Annotated in this window: 11 protein-coding genes; 10 read left to right on the top strand and 1 reads right to left on the bottom strand. The window is 74.0% G+C overall.

Translation table 11 applies throughout. From position 1 onward, the window contains the following. Window positions 1-400 precede the first annotated feature (400 nt). The 6 genes from AQJ54_RS09925 (at window position 401) to AQJ54_RS09900 (ending at window position 11,020) form a co-directional block, all read left to right on the top strand. Window positions 401-748: a MazG-like family protein gene (locus AQJ54_RS09925; RefSeq protein ID WP_062025059.1), complete on the top strand. Its 348-nt coding sequence runs from the start codon at window positions 401-403 to the stop codon at window positions 746-748. 178 nt (window positions 749-926) lie between these two features. Further along, window positions 927-2,051 carry an aminopeptidase P family protein gene (locus AQJ54_RS09920; protein ID WP_062236088.1) on the top strand — a complete coding sequence of 375 codons (1,125 nt, stop codon included), beginning with the start codon at window positions 927-929 and terminating at the stop codon, window positions 2,049-2,051. Window positions 2,052-2,650: 599 nt separating this feature from the next. After that, entirely contained in the window at window positions 2,651-5,617 is a 2,967-nt protein-coding gene (locus tag AQJ54_RS09915; RefSeq protein ID WP_062236087.1) for an AfsR/SARP family transcriptional regulator, read from the top strand. Between the two features lie 273 nt (window positions 5,618-5,890). Further along, window positions 5,891-6,451, top strand: a complete 561-nt coding sequence (locus tag AQJ54_RS09910) for a sigma-70 family RNA polymerase sigma factor (RefSeq protein WP_062025063.1) — start codon at window positions 5,891-5,893, stop codon at window positions 6,449-6,451. Window positions 6,452-6,494: 43 nt separating this feature from the next. Then, on the top strand, window positions 6,495-9,836 hold the full coding sequence (locus AQJ54_RS09905; protein ID WP_062236085.1) for a right-handed parallel beta-helix repeat-containing protein: 3,342 nt from the start codon (window positions 6,495-6,497) through the stop codon (window positions 9,834-9,836). Continuing rightward, window positions 9,833-11,020, top strand: coding sequence for a S8 family serine peptidase (locus tag AQJ54_RS09900; protein ID WP_062236084.1), 1,188 nt, complete (start codon window positions 9,833-9,835; stop codon window positions 11,018-11,020). Before AQJ54_RS09905 ends, AQJ54_RS09900 begins: the two co-directional genes overlap by 4 nt. Before the next feature lie 98 nt (window positions 11,021-11,118). Here AQJ54_RS09900 and eccCa read toward each other — a convergent pair whose 3' ends face one another. Next, on the bottom strand, window positions 11,119-15,036 hold the full coding sequence (gene eccCa, locus AQJ54_RS09895; protein ID WP_062237089.1) for a type VII secretion protein EccCa: 3,918 nt from the start codon (window positions 15,034-15,036) through the stop codon (window positions 11,119-11,121). Between the two features lie 153 nt (window positions 15,037-15,189). Between eccCa and eccD the strand changes: the two genes are divergently transcribed. The 4 genes from eccD to AQJ54_RS09875 all read left to right on the top strand — a co-directional run bounded on the left by eccD (window position 15,190) and on the right by AQJ54_RS09875 (window position 18,899). Next, window positions 15,190-16,596 carry a type VII secretion integral membrane protein EccD gene (eccD, locus tag AQJ54_RS09890; protein ID WP_062236082.1) on the top strand — a complete coding sequence of 469 codons (1,407 nt, stop codon included), beginning with the start codon at window positions 15,190-15,192 and terminating at the stop codon, window positions 16,594-16,596. Window positions 16,597-16,613: 17 nt separating this feature from the next. Continuing rightward, window positions 16,614-18,086 carry a type VII secretion protein EccB gene (gene eccB, locus AQJ54_RS09885; RefSeq protein ID WP_062236080.1) on the top strand — a complete coding sequence of 491 codons (1,473 nt, stop codon included), beginning with the start codon at window positions 16,614-16,616 and terminating at the stop codon, window positions 18,084-18,086. Between the two features lie 121 nt (window positions 18,087-18,207). Further along, complete coding sequence (locus AQJ54_RS09880) at window positions 18,208-18,543, top strand: hypothetical protein (RefSeq protein ID WP_062025073.1); 336 nt, start codon at window positions 18,208-18,210, stop codon at window positions 18,541-18,543. 44 nt (window positions 18,544-18,587) lie between these two features. Continuing rightward, window positions 18,588-18,899, top strand: a complete 312-nt coding sequence (locus AQJ54_RS09875) for a WXG100 family type VII secretion target (RefSeq protein ID WP_062025318.1) — start codon at window positions 18,588-18,590, stop codon at window positions 18,897-18,899.

Raw genomic sequence — 18,899 nt, 5'->3', positions numbered from 1 at the left:
ATCCGGGCGAGAGCTGGACGAGGTCGGTGATTGGCCGGACGGACGTCGGTGAGGGGGCTGGGCGCGATCCTCTCTAGCGCGGGACGCGATCCGGGCGAGGTCCAGTGAGTGCGCTGGGCAGTCCGGATGGCGGGCAGAGCGCGATCCAGTGCGAGGCCATGAGCGACCCCCGGGCGCGGTCGTGGGCGGAAACCGGGCCGCTCGCAGAGAAGGCCGGCCAGTTCTGTACGGCCAGTGGCCGAGGAGCTCAGCGGGTACCCCGGCGCCGTCCGGCGAGGAGCGTGATCCCCTCACCAAACGGGCGCGGCTCCCACCACGGGCCGGGCGCACCCCCGTGAAGAGCCGGGCCGCTGTCCGGGGACGAGTCGGGACGGGCCCACGCCGTGACAAGCTGCTCCGCATGAGTGATCACGGCACCCCCTCTCCGGATCTCTGGAAGTCCGTCGACGATCTGTGGGCCTGGCTGGAGGCGGGACAGCCGGTGCGCGGGCGGGAAGGGCTGCTGCTGCGGATGCTGAAGCTGTCCGAGGAGGTCGGGGAGGTCGCCGAGGCCGTCATCGGGGCGGTCGGCCAGAACCCGCGCAAGGGCGTCACCCACACCTGGGAGGACGTCGAGGCCGAGTTGTGCGACGTGGTGATCACCGCGCTGGTGGCGCTGCGCACCCTCACCCCGGACACCCGCGAGACGTTCATGGCGCACCTGGCCCGGGTCACGGACCGCTCGCTGGGCCCTCGTCAGGCGCGGTGAACCTGCTGAAGCCGGTAGCCCTTGAGGGGTGGTCGTGGGGCAGTCGGAGGAGGACCGGATCACCGGCTCCCGCCGACCCGAACGTTCACCCGTTCGGCGTAAGCCCTCAGGCGTCCCGTGCCCCGCACCTCGGACGATGAACGGACGGCGACCCCGCGACCCCGGCCCGAGGAGCCTCATGAACGACACCCCCGCCCCCTTCACCGAAGGTGACTACGCGGCCCGTATGACCCGGGCGGCCAGGGACGCGGCCGAGGCGGGCCTGGCCGGGCTGCTGGTGACGCCGGGTCCCGACCTGGTGTGGCTGTGCGGCTACCGGCCCACCGCGATCACGGAGCGCCTCACCCTCCTCGTCCTCACACCCCGCTCCGAGCCCCGCCTGCTGGTCCCGTCCCTGGAACGCGCCGATGCGGAGGCCGCCCCGGGCGCGGGCGCGCTGCGGATCTCCGACTGGCGCGACGGCCAGGACCCGTACGCGGCCGCCACCGGACTCCTCCTGCCCAACGGCCGCTACGGCGTCTCCGACGTGACCTGGGCCCTGCACCTGCTCGGCCTCCAGGAGGCGCTCCCCCTGACCACCTACCGTCCGCTGACCGTCGTCCTGCCGATGCTGCGCGCGGTGAAGGACGAGCACGAGGTGGCCCGGCTCGCGGCGGCGGGAGCGGCGGCGGACGCGGCGTACGAGGAGATCCTGTCGGTCCGTTTCGCGGGCCGTCGTGAGAAGGAGGTCGCCGCTGACCTGGCCGGACTCCTCCGCCGGCACGGCCACAGCCAGGTCGACTTCACGGTCGTCGGCTCCGGCCCGAACGGCGCCAACCCGCACCACGAGGCGGGTGACCGCGTGATCGAGCGTGGCGACACGGTCGTCCTCGACTTCGGCGGCCTCAAGGACGGCTACGGCTCCGACACCACCCGCACGATCCACGTGGGCGAACCCAGCGCGGAGGAACGCGCGGTGCACGACCTCGTCCGTACGGCCCAGCAGGCGGCCTTCGAGGCGGTCGCCCCCGGGGTCCCCTGCCAGGAGATCGACCGCCGGGCCCGCCGGGTGATCGAGGACGCCGGCTACGGCGAGTACTTCGTGCACCGCACCGGCCACGGCATCGGCGTCACCACGCACGAGCCGCCGTACATGATCGAGGGCGAGGACACCCCGCTGGTCCCCGGCATGTGCTTCTCGATCGAGCCGGGGGTGTACCTGCCGGGGCGCTTCGGGGTACGCATCGAGGACATCGTGACGTGCACGGGGGACGGTGGGCGGCGGTTGAACTCGACGGATCACGGGATGGCGATCGTGGAGTGAACACGGCGTCTTCGCACGGCGACCGGTGCTCACGCGGCCGGTCGGCTGTCGTGGCGGGAGGTGGCCGTCGTCCGACAGTGCGTCCCAGCAGAACGGACGACGGCCCAGGACACCGCTCCTGTATCCCTCACCGGTAATCCGTTGCCGCCGCCCGCGCGGATGGGTCCCGGTCGATGATTTCTCCGGCCAGCAGGCGAACGGCCGGGAGCACGGCGCCTCCGTAGGTCCGGTCATGGCCGCCTGCCGGTCGGCCGTCTCGCCGAGCATCCGCTCGCCGCCCGACTCGCGAAACTGTGCGTGACATCCATGCCGCCCCAGGGGTCGACGCCGCGTGGCTATCCCAGGAACGCACCGTCGCCGCGGTGACCTGGTCGTGGGTGAGTTGCCACGCTCGGCGCAACCGGGCGCGCTCGACGGGGTCGGGCAGAGGTGCCCTGCCGTCGCTGCGGGGCGGGTGGGACGGCATGGGGCGCCCGGATGCCGTAACTCGGGAGGTGGCCCGCAGCAGCGCACCGTGTCCAAGCCGGCTCCAAGTCCCTTCCAAGTGGGATGTGAAGAGTCCGTGCCGGGGGGTCTGTGTCGGCGGGGAGAGTTCTGAGGTGCGGGAGCAGGTTCGGTTCGCGGTGCTGGGGCCGGTCAGCGCGTGGCGTGGCGCGGTCGAGGTGGACCTCGGGCCGCCGCGGCAGCGGGCGGTGCTGGCCGTGCTGCTGCTGGCCGAGGGTGGCCGGGTTCCGGTGGACCGGTTGGTCGACGCCTTGTGGGGGGCCGCTCCGCCGGCCTCCGCGGTGGGGTCGGTGCGGACGTACGTGCATCGGTTGCGCCGGGCCCTCGGCGAGGACGCGGCGCTGATCCGGTCCGTGGGCGACGCCTACGTCGTACGCGCCCTCCCCGGCGACCTCGATCTCGCCGGCTTCCGGGAGCTGACCGCACGGGCCGAACCGGCCAGGCGCGCAGGGGACTTGCACGGGGCCGCCGTACACCTGCGGGACGCACTCGCGCTGTGGCGGGGTCCCGCGCTGTCCGAGGTGCGCGGGGAGTTCGCGCAGGTCCGGCGCGAACAGCTGGAGGCGCTCCGGCTGTCCGCCCTGGAGTGCCTGCTGGGGATACGGCTCGAACTGGGCGAACATGCCCAGGTCGTGACCGAGTTGGCCGGGCTGGTCGCCGGGCATCCGCTGGACGAGCGGTTCCGCGAGATGCTGATGCTGGCGCTCTACCGGTCCGGCCGGCAGTCCGCCGCGCTGGAGACGTACGCCGAGGCCCGGACGCTGCTCGCGGAGGAGCTGGGCGTCGACCCGGCGCCCGCGCTGCAACACCTCTACGAGCGGATCCTGCGCGGGGACGGCGACTTGCTCGCCGTCCGGGGCGGCGTAGGTCCGGCGACTGTGGACAGGCACAGTGCGACACCGGACGCGGTGACCCCGGACGCCGTGACTCCGAACGCCGTGACTCCGGACGCGGTGACCCCGGACGCCGTGACGCCCGCGCCGTCCGCGACCCCGCAACCGCCGTCCCCGCACCGACCGGCCCGCCCCGTCCCCACCCAACTCCCCTCCGATCTCCCCGGTTTCGTCGGACGGGAGGCCCAGCTGGCACAGGCCTCCGCCCTCGTCCCGGAGGGTGACGCGCCCTCCGCCACCGTCGTGATCGGCGGGACCGCGGGGGTCGGCAAGACCGCGTTCGCCATCCACTGGGCCCGTCGGATCGCCCCCCGCTTCCCGGACGGGCAGCTCTACCTCAACCTGCGCGGCTTCGACCCCGTGGGCGCCCCCGTCCCGCCCGCCCAGGCGCTGCGCACCCTGCTGGAGGCGTTGGCGGTCCCGCCGCGTGAACTCCCCGAGGATCAGGACGCGTTGGCGGCGCGGCTGCGGACCGTGCTGACCGGGCGCCGGGTGCTGATCCTGCTGGACAACGCCCGGGACGCCGGTCAGATACGGCCGCTGCTGCCCGGCGCGCCGGGCTGCCTGGTCATCGTGACCAGCCGGAACCGGCTGGGCGGACTGGTGGCCGTGGACGGCGCCCGCCCGCTGCGCCTGGACGTGCTGACCGCGCGCGAGGGCCGCGACCTGCTGCTGCGCCGCCTGGGCGCCGAACGGGTGGCCGCCGAACCGGAGGCGGTGCGCGAGATCGTCGAGCTGTGCGCGCGGCTGCCGCTGGCCCTGGCGGTCGCGGCGGCCCGCGCGGCCGACCGCACCGCCTTCCCGCTCGCCGCGCTCGCGGACGAACTCGCCGAGGGGCACGGCAGTCTCGACGCGTTCACGGACGCCGACCAGGCGGCCGACGTACGGGCCGTGCTGTCCTGGTCGTACCACGCGCTCTCGCCCGCCGCGTCCCGGCTCTTCCGGCTGCTGGTGCTGCACCCGGGCCCTGACGTCTCGCTGCCCGCCGCCGCGAGTCTGGCCGGTCTCGGCGCGGCCGCCACGCGGAGTCTGCTGGCCGAACTGGTGCACGCCCATCTCGTGGACGAGCCGGCGCCCGGCCGCTACGCCTGGCACGACCTGCTGCGCGCCTACGCCGCCGAGCTCTCCGCCGGGACGGACGGCCCCGACGAGATCACGGCCGCCCGCCGTCGCATGGCCGACCACTATCTGCACAGCGCCTACGCCGCCGCCCGGCTCATGGACCTCACCCGGGACCGGATCGTCCTGGCCGAACCGTCCCCGGGGGTGCACAGCGAATCGCACACCACCCCGCAGCGGGCCATGGCCTGGTTCGGTACCGAACGGGCCGTCCTGGTCACGGTGTTGAAGGAGGCGTCGGCGCACGGCTTCGACGTCCACGCCTGGCAGCTGGCCTGGTGCGTGGAGCACCACTTCGGCCGGCAGGGGCTGTGGCACGAGCTGGGCGTCACCCTGCGCACCGCGCTTCAGTCCGCCGACCGGCTCGGCGATCCGACCGCCCTCGCGCACATCCACCGGGGCCTGGCCCAGGCCGAGTCGTACGCGAAGCGCACCGGTGACGCGCGGGCGCACATCGAGCGGGCCATCGAGCTGTTCGCGAAGGTGGGCGACGTCCCGGCGCTGACCGAGAGCCATCGCCAGCTGAGCGTGGTCCTGGAGGTGCAGGGCGATCTGGAGGGCGCCCTCGACCACCACCGGCAGGCCCTGGAACTGCTCGGCCCCGACGGCGACGGCAGGTTGCGGTCCTGGATCCTCAACGGGCTGGGCTGGTACCACTCGTTGCTGGGCCGGCACCGCGAGGCGCTGGAGTTCTGCGCCACCGCGCTGGAGCTGGCCCGCGCCCGCGACGACGACTACACGCTCGGGCACGTCCTCAACAGCATCGGGCACGCCCGGCACCATCTCGGTGCCCACGACGAGGCCGTCGCGGCGTTCGATGAGGCGCTGGCGCGTTTCCGGCAGGTGGGCGGGGTCCCCTGGGCGGAGGCGCACACGCTGGCCTCGCTTGCCGACTCCCGGCTGGCCCTGGGGCAGCCGGACCGGGCCCGCGCCCTGCTGGCGGAGGGGGTGCGGATCCTGGAGCGGCTCGGGCATCCGGACGCGGGCGCGATGCGCGAGAAGCTGGCCGCTCTGACGCCGGACGGGGACCGGGCGGCGCCGAGCGGGTGAGGGTCGCCGCATCGGTGCACCTCCTCGTGCCGGCGGACGGGACACTCACCCGCACTACGGGGCCCCGGGGCCGTAGGTTCTGCCTCCACCACGGCCGTTACCGTACCGTTACCCGTTGACACGGCGGGCCGGATTCCCTTCCGGGGTGAGAACCCCACGCGGCTCTGCTCCGTAGTGAGAGATGGGGCCGGCGGCGCGCACAGGCCTCGGACGACCATCGAACGGCAATCGGGAATCGATCGGCAGCCGATCGGCGGCCCCGACGATCGGTGCGTGATCGCGAACGAGCAGCAGGAGAACAGAGAATGCCCGGACGGGGGCCAGGCCTTCGCGCGTGTGATCTACCAGACGCACGGCACCGCCCTGCTCCAGTTCGCCCAGGGACTGACCCTGGGGGACGTGCACGGGGCCGAGGACATCGTCCAGGAGGCCGTGCTGAGGGCCTGGCGCCACGCCGACCGGCTCACCTCGACACCGGGGCTGACCCGACCGTGGCTCTTCACCGTCGTACGGCGGCTGGCCATCGACGCCCACCGCACCCGCCGGGCCCGTCCCGCGGACCTCATCCCCACCGCCCTGGACCGCGAAGTCGTCTCCGACAGCAGCGAACGCACCCTGACGTCACAGGTGTTGACCCGGGCGCTGGCCGAACTCGACCGCCCGCACCGGGAGGTGCTGGTGCACCGCTACTGCCTCGACCGCAGCATCGAGGAGACCGCGGCCGAACTGAACCTCCCCCAGGGCACGGTCAAGTCCCGCAGCAGCCACGCCCTGCGGGCCCTGCGGCACGCCCTCACCTCGCTCGGCGCGGCCGGCCCGGCCGCGCTGCGCTGACCGGCTCCCCCTACGCCACTCACATCTCACTGGAGGCTCCGGCGTGCCACGCCAGCTACTGACCGTCTGCCAGGAACCCGCCCCGGACTCCCCCGCGGACTCCTTCCGGACCATCGGCGAGGCACTGGAGCGGGCGCGCGGCGGAGCCGTGATCAGTGTCCGCCCGGGCCGTTACCAGGAGGGCCTGGTGATCGGCACCCGGGTGACGATCGTGGCCGAACAGGCCCGCGGCAGCGTGGAGATCGCGCCCCGGCGCGGCAGCGCGGTGGTGCTGAAGGCGGACGCGGTGATGCTCACCGATCTCGTCCTGACCGGCCGGGACGAGGAGTTGCCGGTGGTCGACGTGGCGCGCGGCCAACTCGCCCTGGAGGGCTGCGACGTGACCGGCGCGGGCTGGACCGCGCTGCTCGCCCGGGGCACCGGCTCGCTGGCCATGCGCGACTGCCGGGTCACCAACCCGCAGGGCGCGGGCCTGGTCGTCACCTCCCCCGTGGACAGTTCGGTCGAGTCGTGCACGGTGGAGCACCTGGGCACCTCGGGCGCGGTGATCGGCGAACGCGGCCGGGTCACCCTGCGCGGCTGCACGGTCCGGGACGCGCGCGGCAACGGCGTCCTCGCGAACGGCGAGGCGCGCGGCTCGGTCGAGGACTGCGACATCTCCTCCACCGACAAGCCCGCGATCGCCCTGGAGGACCACTGCACCACCCGGGTCGTGCGCACCGCCGTGCACGACACCAGCACCGGCGTCCACCTGAGCAGCGCGGCGCGCACCACCCTGGAGGACGTGACGGTCACCGGCACCACCGGCCCCGGGATCGTGCTGTCCGGCGGCACCGATCCGTGGCTGCGGCGCTGCCGTACGACCCGGACCGAGGGCCACGGCATGGCCGTGCTGGAGCGGTCGCGCGGCACGATCGAGGACTGCCGTCTGGAGGCGGCGCGGGCACCGGCGCTGCGGGTCGGCGGGTCGTCTTCGCCGGTGCTCATCGGCCTTTCCGTGCAGGGGAGTTCGGCGGCCGGTGTGCTCCTGGAGGAGGAGTCGGTGGCCGAACTGGACCGGCTGGAGGTGGTGGACGCCGGCGGCGTCGGCATCTCCGTGCGGACCGGGGCGAACCCGCTGCTGCGGCGGGCACTCGTCACGGCCCCCGGCGGCCACGGCGTGGAGGTCTCGGCCGACGGGCGCGGCCGTCTGGAGGACTGCGTGGTCGAACGTCCCGGCGGGGCGGGCGTCCGGGTGGAGGACGACGGCAACCTGTACGTCGGCGGCGGCAGCGTCGAGGTGGCGGGCGGACCCGGTCTGTCGGTCGGGCCGGACGGCAGCGTCACCCTCCGGGACTGCGAGATCCGCGGCGACCGCGGCAGCGCGCACCCCGGGGTCCTGGTGGAGAAGGGCGGCGAACTCACCGCCAGCAGACTGCGGGTGACCGGTGCGGGCGGCCACGGTGTGGTCGTGGAGGACGGCGGACGCGGCGCGTTCACCTCCTGCGAGGCGCTGCGCAGCGAGGGCGACGGCTTCCGCGTCGACACCGACGCGCCGGTCTCCCTGGTCAACTGCACAGCCCGGGAGAACACCGGTGGCGGTCTGGTGCAGGTGCGCCCGGGTGACCGGCTCGCCGTGGAGGGGCTGACCAGCGCGGACAACGGCCGCCGGGACGCCTGGGGTCTGGGAGACGCGGAGGGCACGGACCCGGCGGGCGCCACGGCCTCCTCCCCCGGCGCGGAGGGGCAGCAAGGGAGCGGTGCGCTGGGCGAGTTGGAGGCGCTCATCGGCCTGGAGGACGTCAAGCAGCAGGTCCGGACGCTGGTCAACCTCACCCGGCTCGCGCAGCGCCGGGCGAGCATGGGGATGCCGGTGCCGCCCATGAGCCGCCACCTGGTCTTCGCGGGCCCGCCCGGCACCGGCAAGACCACCGTCGCCCGCCTCTACGGCGCGATCCTCACCGAGTTGGGCGTGCTGCGCTCCGGCCACCTGGTCGAGGTCTCGCGCGCGGACCTCGTGGCGCAGATCGTCGGCGGCACGGCCATCAAGACCACGGAGACCTTCAACAGGGCGCTGGGCGGTGTCCTGTTCATCGACGAGGCGTACACGCTGGTCTCCGACAGCCGCAGCAGCGGGGCCGACTTCGGCCGGGAGGCCGTGGACACCCTGCTGAAGCTGATGGAGGACCACCGCGAGGACATGGTCGTGGTGGTGGCCGGCTACAGCGAGGAGATGACCGGCTTCCTGGCCTCCAACCCGGGTCTCGCGTCCCGCTTCTCGCGGACCGTCGAGTTCTCGAACTACTCGGTCCCCGAGCTGGTCGCCATCATGGAGTCGATGTGCGCCCGTCACCAGTACGAGCTGGCGGACGACACCCGCAAGGCCCTGGCGGTCCGCTTCGAGCGGATGCCGCGCGACGCGACCTTCGGCAACGGCCGCGCGGCCCGTCAGCTCTTCGAGGAGATGGTGGACCGCCAGGCGACCCGGCTCGCCTCCCAAGTCGAGATCGGCCAGCGGGACTTGGCGCTCTTCGTCCCGCAGGACGTGGGTGAGGACGCGGCGGCCGCCGTGAGCGACGCGGGCCCCGCGGGCGGTGACCCGCTGACCCGGCTCGGCGAGATGACCGGCCTGGCCGGCGTCAAGCGGGACGTCACGGACCTGGTCAACCTCCTGGCCACCGCCCGCCGCCGCGAGGCCGCCGGTCTCCCGGCCCCCCGCATCAGCCACCACCTGGTCTTCACGGGCCCGCCCGGCACCGGCAAGACCACGGTCGCCCGCCTCTACGGCGAACTCCTCGCCTCCCTCGGCGTGTTGCCCCGCGGCCAGCTGGTCGAGGTGGCCCGCGCCGACCTGGTGGGTCGCTATGTGGGCCACACCGCCCAGCTGACCCGTGAGGTCTTCGAACGGGCCCTGGGTGGTGTGCTGTTCGTCGACGAGGCCTACACCCTCACCCCTCCGGGCCCGTCCGGGTCCTCGGACTTCGGCAGGGAGGCGGTGGACACCCTGCTGAAGCTGATGGAGGACCACCGGGACGAAGTCGTCGTCATCGTCGCGGGCTACACGGAGGAGATGGCCGGCTTTCTGGCCTCCAACCCGGGCCTGTCGTCCCGCTTCTCGCGCCGCGTGGAGTTCACCGACTACTCCACCGACGAGCTGGTCACCATCGTCCGGCAGCACGCGGAGACGAACGGCTACGCGTGCGGACCGGGCACGGGCACGGCCCTGCGCACCCACTTCGACGCCCTGCCCCGTGACCGCTCCTTCGGCAACGCGCGCCTGGCCCGGCAGGTCCTGGAGACGATGATGACCCGCCAGGCGGGCCGTATCAGCGCGATGGCCGCGCCCGGCTTCGACGATCTGCGGCTGCTGCTGCCGACGGACGTGCCGGGCGGGGTGGTCAAGTGAGGCGTCCCATAGGCGTGTTGGTCCTGGCGTTGACGGCTCTGGGTGGACCGGCCGCGGCGGCCCCTCTCGCCGACGGCGGGGTGAACCTCCCGGTGATCCCCTCCGCGCTGGCTGCTGGAGCCTCCTGTACGGCGGGGTCGTCCGCGGTGGCGAAGGCCGTGCCGTGGGAGCAGCGGTCGTTGGGGCTCGCGCGGGTGTGGCGGACGGCGGGTGGCAGCGCGGGCGGTGCCGGGGTGACGGTCGCGGTCGTGGACACCGGGGTCGCGGCGCAGGCACCCGCGCTGGCGGGCCGCGTGACGTCGGTGGGCGCGGCGGACGGGGACTGTGTGGGACACGGGACCTTCGTGGCGGGCCTGATCGCGGCCGCGCCCTCCGGGCAGGTGCGCTTCGCGGGGGTCGCGAGCGGGGCCCGTGTCCTCGCCGTGCGCGGCACGGACGCCCGGGGCGGGGCCACGGCCGCCTCGCTGGCCGCCGGGATCCGCTCGGCGGCGCAGGCGGGCGCCGAGGTCATCGTCGTCTCCCCCGCGCTGGCGCAGGGGTCCGCGGATCTGACGGGCGCGGTGGCGTACGCCGCGAAGCGGGACGCGCTGGTGATCGCGGCGGCGGCTCCCGATCCGACCGGGCCGGCCGGCGCGTCGCCTCCGCCGCCCCGGGACTACTGGCCCGCCTCGGATTCCGGGGTCCTCTCCGTCCTGGACGTCGACGCGAAGGGCTCCCGGCCCGCGAACGCGCCCAGTCCCCTGCGAGCCGACCTCGCGGCTCCAGGTGACGGTGTCGTGGGTGTCGGCCCCTCCGGCAAGGGGCACTACATCGGTTCCGGTGCGTCGCTCGCGGCGGCGTACGTCGCCGGTACCGCGGCGCTGGTGCGGTCCGCGCATCCCGACCTGACGGCCACGCAGACGGCTGCGCGGCTCACGGGGACGGCGTATCCGTCCGACGTGCCCCGGCTGGATCCGTATGCGGCGGTGACGGCCGTACGGGGTGAGGGAACGGCGCCTTCGACGGGCGCTGCGGCGGAAGGTGCCGTCCGCCTCGACACCGACGCGTCGGCGACGATCGCGGGCCACCGTGCGCTGGCCGTCGCGTCGGCGGGAGTTGCGGTGGGCTTGGGGGTCGCGTGGGTGGGGGCGGTCTTCCGGCTTCGGAGGCGCGGGATGACGACAACGGACTCGGGGGCCGGGTAGGTCGTCGGCTGCCGGCCGGTGGGGGCTGGTCGCGCAGTTCCCCGCGCCCCTGAAAGCCAAAAGCCCTCACCGCCGGCCGGCCCACGACGTCCCCCGGGTCAGGCCTCCGGCCCCGCCAACCCCGTCTGGATCAGTGTCGCCTTCCGGCGGACGATGCTCAGTGCTCGGCCCGCCGGGAGGTTCCGTGGCTTGGTGTTGCCGAAGACGTAGCCCTCCGACGGGGGGCACGACAGCAGCAGGCCTGGCGTGTTGACCTCGTCCAGCCGGCGCAGGAGCTGGTCGTTGAGGCCGCGCCCCGCGCCCGTGGCCGAGCGGACCGCCACCACGTGCAGGCCGACCTCGTGGCCCAGCGCGAGGTGGTCGAAGAGCGGGGCGAAGGGGTGGTCGAAGGCGTTGCTGCCGCCGATCATGTCGTAGTCGTCGATCAGGACGAACAGCCGCGGGCCCTTCCACCAGTCGGCGAGCCGCATCCGTGCCGGGGTGATGTCGGGCCCCGGCGCCCGGGTCTTCAGCGCCCGTGCCGACCCCGCCACCAGCTCCTTCAGGGAGTCCACGGACACCGCGTGCCCGAGCTGGTACTCCGGTGGCACCGCGTCCACCAGTTCGCGCCGGTAGTCCACGACCAGTACCCGGGCCTCAGCGGCCGTGTACCGGGAGGTGACCGCCTGCGCGACCAGCCGCAGCAGGTTGGTCTTGCCGCTCTCGGTGTCGCCGACGGCGACGAGGTGCGGGGTGCGCGAGAAGTCGTGCCAGACCGGTGCGAGCTTCTCCTCGTCGAGGCCCAGCGGGATGCGCAGGCCCTCGGCGAGCTCCGGGGCGGGCAGGGAGGACAGCGGCAGGCGGTGCGGGAGCATTCGTACCGGCGGCGCTCCCGGGCCCGACCATGCGCCCGCGATCCGTTCCACCAGGTCGGCGACCCCCTCCGCGAGGGTGTCCGTGTCCGGGTCGCCGTCGATCCTCGGCAGCGCGGCGAGGAAGTGCAGCTTGCCGTCCGAGGTCAGGCCCCGCCCGCCGGTGCGCGGCACGGAGGCCGCCTTGCGGATGTCCACGACGGAGTCCATCGTGTCGCCGAGCCGCAGTTCGAGCCGGGTGGCGGCCTGGTCGCGGATCTGGGCGGACAGCTCCACCCAGCGGGCGGTGGTGACGACGAGGTGCACCCCGAAGTTGAGGCCGCGCGCGGCGATCTGGTTGAAGGTGGCCACGTGGGTGTCGTGGTCCTGGCGGACCGTGGACCAGCCGTCGACGACGAGGAACACGTCCCCGTGCGGCTGGTCGGCGAACTCGCCCTCCGCGCGCCGCCGTCGGTAGGCGGCCATGGAGTCGATGCCGTGGTCGAGGAAGAACCGTTCGCGGTCGGCGAGCAGGGTGTTCACCTCGGCCACGGTCCTGCTGATCCGTTCGCTGTCGAGCCTGCTGGCGACTCCCGCGACGTGCGGCAGTCCGGCGAGCGCGGCCAGTGAGCCGCCGCCGAAGTCCAGGCAGTAGAACTGGACTTCGCGCGGGGTGTGGGTGAGGGCGAGCGCGGTGATGAGGGTGCGGACCACCGTCGACTTGCCGCTCTGCGAGCCGCCCGCGACCGCCACATGGCCACCGGCCGCGGACAGGTCCACCACCAGCGGGTCCCGCCGCTGCTCGAACGGCTTGTCGACGAGCCCGACGGGCACCCGCAGGCGTCCGGCGCCCGGCCAGCCGGTGGCGGTCAGTCCGCGCTCGGGGTCCTCCGCGATGCCCGGCAGGAGTTCGTCCAGTGTCGACGGCGCTCCCAGCGGCGGCAGCCACACCTCGTGGGCCGGTGGCCCGGAGTCCCGCAGCCGGTCCAGGGCGACGGAGAGGAGCGTGTCCGAGGACTCCTCGTCCGGGGTGACGACGGGCGCGGCCGGTGCGACGGCCCGCGGCACCACCCAGCCCGCCGTCCACGGCACGATCTGGCTGGCCACCCTGGCCTGGGCGACCCCGCCGCGGCGCTGCCGGTAGGTCCCGGACACATAGGCCGCCCGGAACCGGGTCAGCGCCTCCACCCCGCTCTTGAGGAACCCGGCGCCGGGCTGCGAGGGCAGCTGGTAGGCGTCCGGCACCCCGAGCACGCCACGGCTCTCCATGGCGGAGAAGGTCCGCAGGCCGATGCGGTACGACAGGTGGCTCTCCAGAGCGTGCATGCGCCCCTCGTCGAGGCGCTGCGAGGCCAGCAGCAGATGCACCCCGAGCGAGCGCCCGAGCCGTCCGATCATCACGAACAGGTCCATGAACTCCCGGTGTGCGGCGAGCAGTTCGCTGAACTCGTCGACGACGACGAACAGGCTGGGAAGCGGTTCGAGGGGGGTTCCGGCCGCGCGTGCCTTCTCGTACTCCAGGGCGGAGCTGTAGTTCCCGGCGGCGCGCAACAGCTCCTGGCGGCGGATCAGTTCGCCGTGCAGGGCGTCCTGCATGCGCTCGACGAGGGCGACCTCGTCGGCGAGGTTGGTGATGACGGCCGAGGTGTGCGGCAGTCCGTCGAGGCCGAGGAAGGTGGCGCCGCCCTTGAAGTCGACGAGGACGAAGTTCAGGGTCTCGGAGGAGTTGGTCAGGGCAAGGCCCAGTACCAGGGTCCGCAGCAGCTCGCTCTTGCCGGAGCCGGTGGCGCCGATGAGCATGCCGTGCGGGCCCATGCCGCCCTGTGCGGACTCCTTGATGTCCAGTTCGACGGGCCGTCCGTCGGCGCCCACGGCGACCGGCACCCGCAGCCGGGCGGCCCCGGTGGCGCGCCGCCACAGGGTCGCCGGGTCGTGCCGGTACAGGTCGGGGATGCCGAGCAGGGTGGTCAACTGGACGTCGCTGGCGAGGGGTTCGGCCGCGTCCGCGCTCAGACTCATCCGGTAGGGCGCCAGCAGCCGGGCCAGCGCCTCGGCCCCGGCCAGCCCGAGCGCGTCCGGCCGGCCGAGTGGGGTGGACTGCTCCTTGCGGCTGCGGTCGGTGCGCACCAGCCTCACCGAGCCGGGCCGTACGTCGAGGCGGAGCGTGGTCCGCCCCGGGCGCCAGCTCAGCGCCCCGGACAGGTCGAGGACGACGGTGTTGCGGGCCCCGGGCCCGTCGAGCCGGTGTCCGGCCGGGACCGTCACGCCGTCCACCACGATCACGGTGAACGGCTCGTCGCGGCCCGGGAGTTCGTCGGGGTCGAAGGCGGCCCGCTCGGTGAACTCCGCGCCCAGCAGGTCCTCCAGGTCGGTGAAGGTCGACGCCACCATCCGGGCGGGTCCGGCGCCGTCCCGCTCCTGCGGGTGCAGGGTGTGCGGCAGCCACTTGGCCCACTCCCACTGCGCGCGGCGCTCGTCGGAGACGCACAGCGCGATCCACAGGTCCTCGGGCGCGTGGAACACCGCGAGCTGGCACAGCGCGGCCCGCACCAGGGACCGTACGGCCTCTTCGTCGCCGCGCAGCAACACCCGGGACCAGGACCGGAGATACAGGCCGATGGGCTGGTCGGGGACCGTGCTGTAGGCGCGTACGAAGCGACGCAGGGCATGCGCGGACAGCGGCTCCAGGTCGTCGACCGGCTTGGTGGACAGGGGGCTGAGCCGCATCGACAGCTGCTGCTCGCCGACCGCGATGCGGACCTCGCCGAAGTCGTCGTCCTTGGGCCGCCGTTCCCACAGGCGGGTGGTGCGCACCAGGGAGCGCAGCGCGACCGGGGCCGGGTGCCGCCACGCGAGGGCCTGCTGCTGCTCGATGACGGCCCGCTGGACCTTGGCGCGGGTCTGGGTCAAGTACCGCAGGTAGTCCCGGCGTTCGCCGTGCAGCCGCTGCTTGCGCTCGCCGCTCTTGCGCATCACCTGGCCGACCATCATGGCGCCGGAGGCCAGCACCATCATGCCGAGCGCGAGGTAGCTGAAGACGCTGCTGGTGCCGCCGGGCCGGATGAACACCAGCATCATCGACACCGACATCATCGCCATCGGCAGATAGGTCCACACGGCGGAGGTGTCCGGCACGGTCTCCGGGAGCGTGGGCGGCTCCTGGAGGGTCAGCTCTCCTTCGGGCATCTCGGGACCGCGGCGGCGGGCGGGTCGGCGGAACAGGACGACGCTCAACGGAGGGGCTCCTCAAGCAAGCAGCGGTGGTCGGGAGAACGCGCAAGGGGTCTCACTCCGTATTACGGATGGGGAGCCCCGCAGGATCTGTGCCAGGAGAATTCGATGACCGACCACCAGGTGGCCGAGCTGTGCCACCTCACCGTCCGGGGCCCGGCCCGGACGATCGACCTCGCCGTGCCGGCGGACGTGCCGGTCGCCGACCTGCTGCCGACCCTGCTGCGGTACGCGGGCGAGGGCACCGAGGTCGAGGAGAGCGGCCTCGACCACGGCGGCTGGGTCCTGCAACGCCTCGGTGAGCGCCCCCTGGACGAGGAGGGCACCCTGAAGTCCCTCGACCTGAAGGACGGCGAGGTGCTCCATCTGCGGCCGCACGACGCTGCGTTGCCGGAGGTGCGCCTGGACGACCTGGTGGACGGCATCGCCAACGTCACCCGGGACCGGCTGCACGGCTGGACCCCGGAGGCGGGCCGCAGGCTGCTGCTGTCCCTCGCGGTGGCCGCGCTCGCCCTCGGCCTCGGGGTGCTGGCCTGGCCGGGCGGTTCACCGGCGATGCGGGCCACGGCGGCCGGCGCGACCGGGCTGCTGCTCCTCGCGGGCGCCGCGTCGGCCGCCCGGGCGGTGGGTGACCGGGCCGCCGGGGCGGCACTCGGCTTCATGGCGGGCCCGTTCCTGGCGCTGGCCGGGTTCCTCGTGCCGGGCGGTGACCTGGGCGGGCCGCAGGGCCAGGAGGTGTTCGGGTCACGGCTGCTGGCGGCGGGCGCCGCGGGCGCGGGCGGCGCGGTCCTGGCCCTCGCGGTGGCGGCGGTGGCCGCGCCTCTGTTCCTCGGCACCGCGCTGGTGTGGGTGTGCGCGGCGCTCGCCGGGGCCGCGATCGGCGTGTTCGGGCTGTCCGTCGACGGTACGGCGGCCGCGCTCGCCGCCCTGGTGGTGCTGGTCGGCGGGTTCGTGCCCGCGCTGGCGTTCCGGCTCGCCGGGATGCGGATGCCCGCCCTGCCGGGCAGCGCCCAGCAACTCCAGGAGGGCATCGAGCCCTACCGGGGCCGGGACGTGGCGACCCGCACGGAGCTGGCGAGCGGCTGGATGACCGCCCTGTACGGCGCGACCGGCGCGGTCTGCGCGGGCTGCCTCGCGGCGCTGTCGCTGCGCCCGAACCTGCCCGAGGCCCTCACCACGGGGGTGCTGTCGCTGCTCCTGCTGCTGCACGGGCGGGGCATGGTGAACGTCCCGCAGCGCATGGCCCTGGTGCTGCCGGGCACGCTCGGCGCGGGCCTGCTCGTCGTCACCGCCGCCGGGGCGGTCGGCGCCGACCGACGACCGCTGCTGGTGGCCGGGTTGCTCGCGCTGACCGCCGTCCTGGCGATCGCGTCCTGGACGGTGCCGGGCCGCCGCATGCTGCCGTACTGGGGGCGGGCGGCCGAGCTGCTGCACTCCGGACTCGCCGTCGCCGTCCTGCCGTTGACCCTGTGGACGCTCGGCGTGTTCGGCGCGCTGCGGGCGATCAGCGGCTGAGCGGGGGGACTTGAACCATGCAGTCCAAGCGCGACCAGGTACAGGCGCACGCCTTCGTCATGAACCGGCTGTCCTCCGGGATGCTGCTCGCCGACCCGGACGCCCCGGAGAGCCCGCTCGGGCGCACCACCCGGGGCGCGGTGACCGGGATCGTGGTGGCGGTGCTGGTGGCGGCCGGGGCGGTGGTCTACGGGCTCGTCTCGCCCGGCGGCAACGACTCCTGGCGGGCCTCGGGCACGCTCGTCGTCAACCGGGAGACCGGCGCCCGCTACCTCTACTACGACGGCCGGCTGCGGCCGGTGCGCAACTACGCCTCGGCGCGGCTGATCGGCGGCAAGGACCTGAAGACGGAGGACGTCTCCACGGCCTCCCTCGGCGACACCCCGGTCGGCGCGCCGGTCGGTATCCCGGGCGCCCCGGACTCCCTGCCCGACCGCCTCGACTCCGGTGCCTGGCAGGTGTGTTCGGCGCTCGACGAGGACGGCTCGGCGGTCACCGCGCTGATCGCGGGCGGCCCCACCGCGTCCGACGGGATCGGCCCCGGGGACGGTGTGGTGGTCGCTGGGCCGGACGAGGCGGTGTACCTGGTGTGGCAGGGCAGCAGGCTGCGGCTCGACGCGAAGTCCGGCGCGGCGGTCTCCCTCGGCTACGGCACCGTCACCCCGCGCCCGGTCTCGGCGGCCTTCCTCGACGCCCTGGTGGAGGGCCCCGGCCTGGCCGCGCCGAAGGTGCCGGGCCTCGGCTCCGCGGGCCCCGCCCTCGGCGGCTCGGCGAGCCGAGTCGGCCAGGTTTTCCGGGTGAGCGTGCCGGGCTCCGCCGAGCGCCCGTACTACCTGCTGCGGAAGGAGGGCCTGGCCCCGCTCACCGACACCGAGGCAGCCCTCGTCCTGGGCGATCCCGCGACCCGCGAGAAGGCGTACGGCGGCTCCTCGCCGACCGCCGCCGACCTGGGCGCCGACACCCTCAAGCAGCATCTCGCGCCGGGCTCCGAGGGCCGCTCCCCCGGCGCCGACGGCCTGCCCGCCGCCCCGCCCAGGGCCCTGGCGGTACCCGAGCGGCAGGCGGCCTGCGCCCGGGTGGAGCCCGGCACCGACGGCACCCGGGTCTCCTCGGTGCTGGTCCCGGTCACCGACCTGGGCCCGGTCACGGCGGCCCCCACCGACCAGGTGGCGCCCGCCTGTCTGCGGGTGGACGGCGTGGTCGTACGGCCGGGTCACGGCGCCCTGGTGCGGGCGCTGGGCGCGGACGGGAGCGCGGTGGGAGACACCACCTATCTGGTGGCCGACAACGGCGTGAAGTACCGGGTGCCGTCGAAGGCGGCCCTGGAGGCGCTGGGCCAGCCGGACTCCGCCGTGCGCTCGCTGCCGGCGCCCTTGCTGTCGATGCTGCCGACGGGCCCGGACCTGGATCCCGCGGCGGCGACCGGAGCGGGCCGGCCACGCACCACGGGCCCGGTGTGCTCCGACTCCCCCTCGGCGCAGCGAAACTGACGCGCCCTCACGAGAACCCGGCGCCCCACCCCCTCCGTAGTACGGGTTGAGGGGCCTCCGCCCACACCCCCCTAGGGGCGGAGGCCCTGCCCCCTACGCGCACTCCGAACAGGAGGTCCCCATGGCCGGTGGCCAGCAGTCAAACGAACAGGCGACCCGCAACGGCATCCAGGCACTCGAGGCGGCCTTCAGCGGCATCCTCAAGTCCCGCCAGGACGTCGACAACACCCGCGCCACCCTGTCCTCGGGCTACCAGGGCAGCGACGGCGGCCAGTTCGGCGCGCTGCTCGCGCAGTGGGACGAGCAGTGCAACACCATCCTGCGCAACCTGGAGGACATGGTCGACAAGCTCAACACGAGCCTCGTCGAGCACGGCAAGACCCAGGGCTCCTCCAACGACGCCATCAACCAGGCCTACAACGCCTCCCAGTCGGCGTTCGACCAGCTCATCGGCTGAAGTCCCCTCCGTCCACCGCACCCAGCGAGGTTTCCGTGTCCGAGATGACCGACGGCTACATCTACGTCGACTACAACCACATGAACAACGCGGCCGACGACATGGTCCAGCAGACCAAGGCGATCGCGAACACCCTGGCCTCCCTGGAGGCGGAGCTCAACGAGCTCGTCAAGTCCTGGTACGGCAACGACGCCGACATGTACCGGCAGAAGCAGGCCGCCTGGGACGCGGCCGTGCACAACATGGAGCGGCTGCTGACCTCGCACGCCTCGCTGCTCACGGACATCTCCGGCCAGTACCAGTACAGCGAGAACCAGTTGACGCAGATGTGGTCCGAAGTCGGCATCGGCCGCTAG

Source organism: Streptomyces griseorubiginosus (assembly GCF_001514195.1).
Classification (GTDB): Bacteria; Actinomycetota; Actinomycetes; order Streptomycetales; family Streptomycetaceae; genus Streptomyces; species Streptomyces griseorubiginosus.
This window is presented reverse-complemented; position numbering and strand designations above follow the sequence as displayed.

Excerpts from the sequence above, each read along its gene's own strand:
- AQJ54_RS09925 (WP_062025059.1), top strand. The coding sequence starts at position 401 with ATGAGTGATCACGGCACCCCCTCTCCGGATCTCTGGAAGTCCGTCGAC.
- AQJ54_RS09920 (WP_062236088.1), top strand. The coding sequence starts at position 927 with ATGAACGACACCCCCGCCCCCTTCACCGAAGGTGACTACGCGGCCCGT.
- eccCa (WP_062237089.1), bottom strand. The coding sequence starts at position 15,036 with ATGCCCGAAGGAGAGCTGACCCTCCAGGAGCCGCCCACGCTCCCGGAG.
- eccD (WP_062236082.1), top strand. The coding sequence starts at position 15,190 with ATGACCGACCACCAGGTGGCCGAGCTGTGCCACCTCACCGTCCGGGGC.
- eccB (WP_062236080.1), top strand. The coding sequence starts at position 16,614 with ATGCAGTCCAAGCGCGACCAGGTACAGGCGCACGCCTTCGTCATGAAC.
- AQJ54_RS09880 (WP_062025073.1), top strand. The coding sequence starts at position 18,208 with ATGGCCGGTGGCCAGCAGTCAAACGAACAGGCGACCCGCAACGGCATC.
- AQJ54_RS09875 (WP_062025318.1), top strand. The coding sequence starts at position 18,588 with ATGACCGACGGCTACATCTACGTCGACTACAACCACATGAACAACGCG.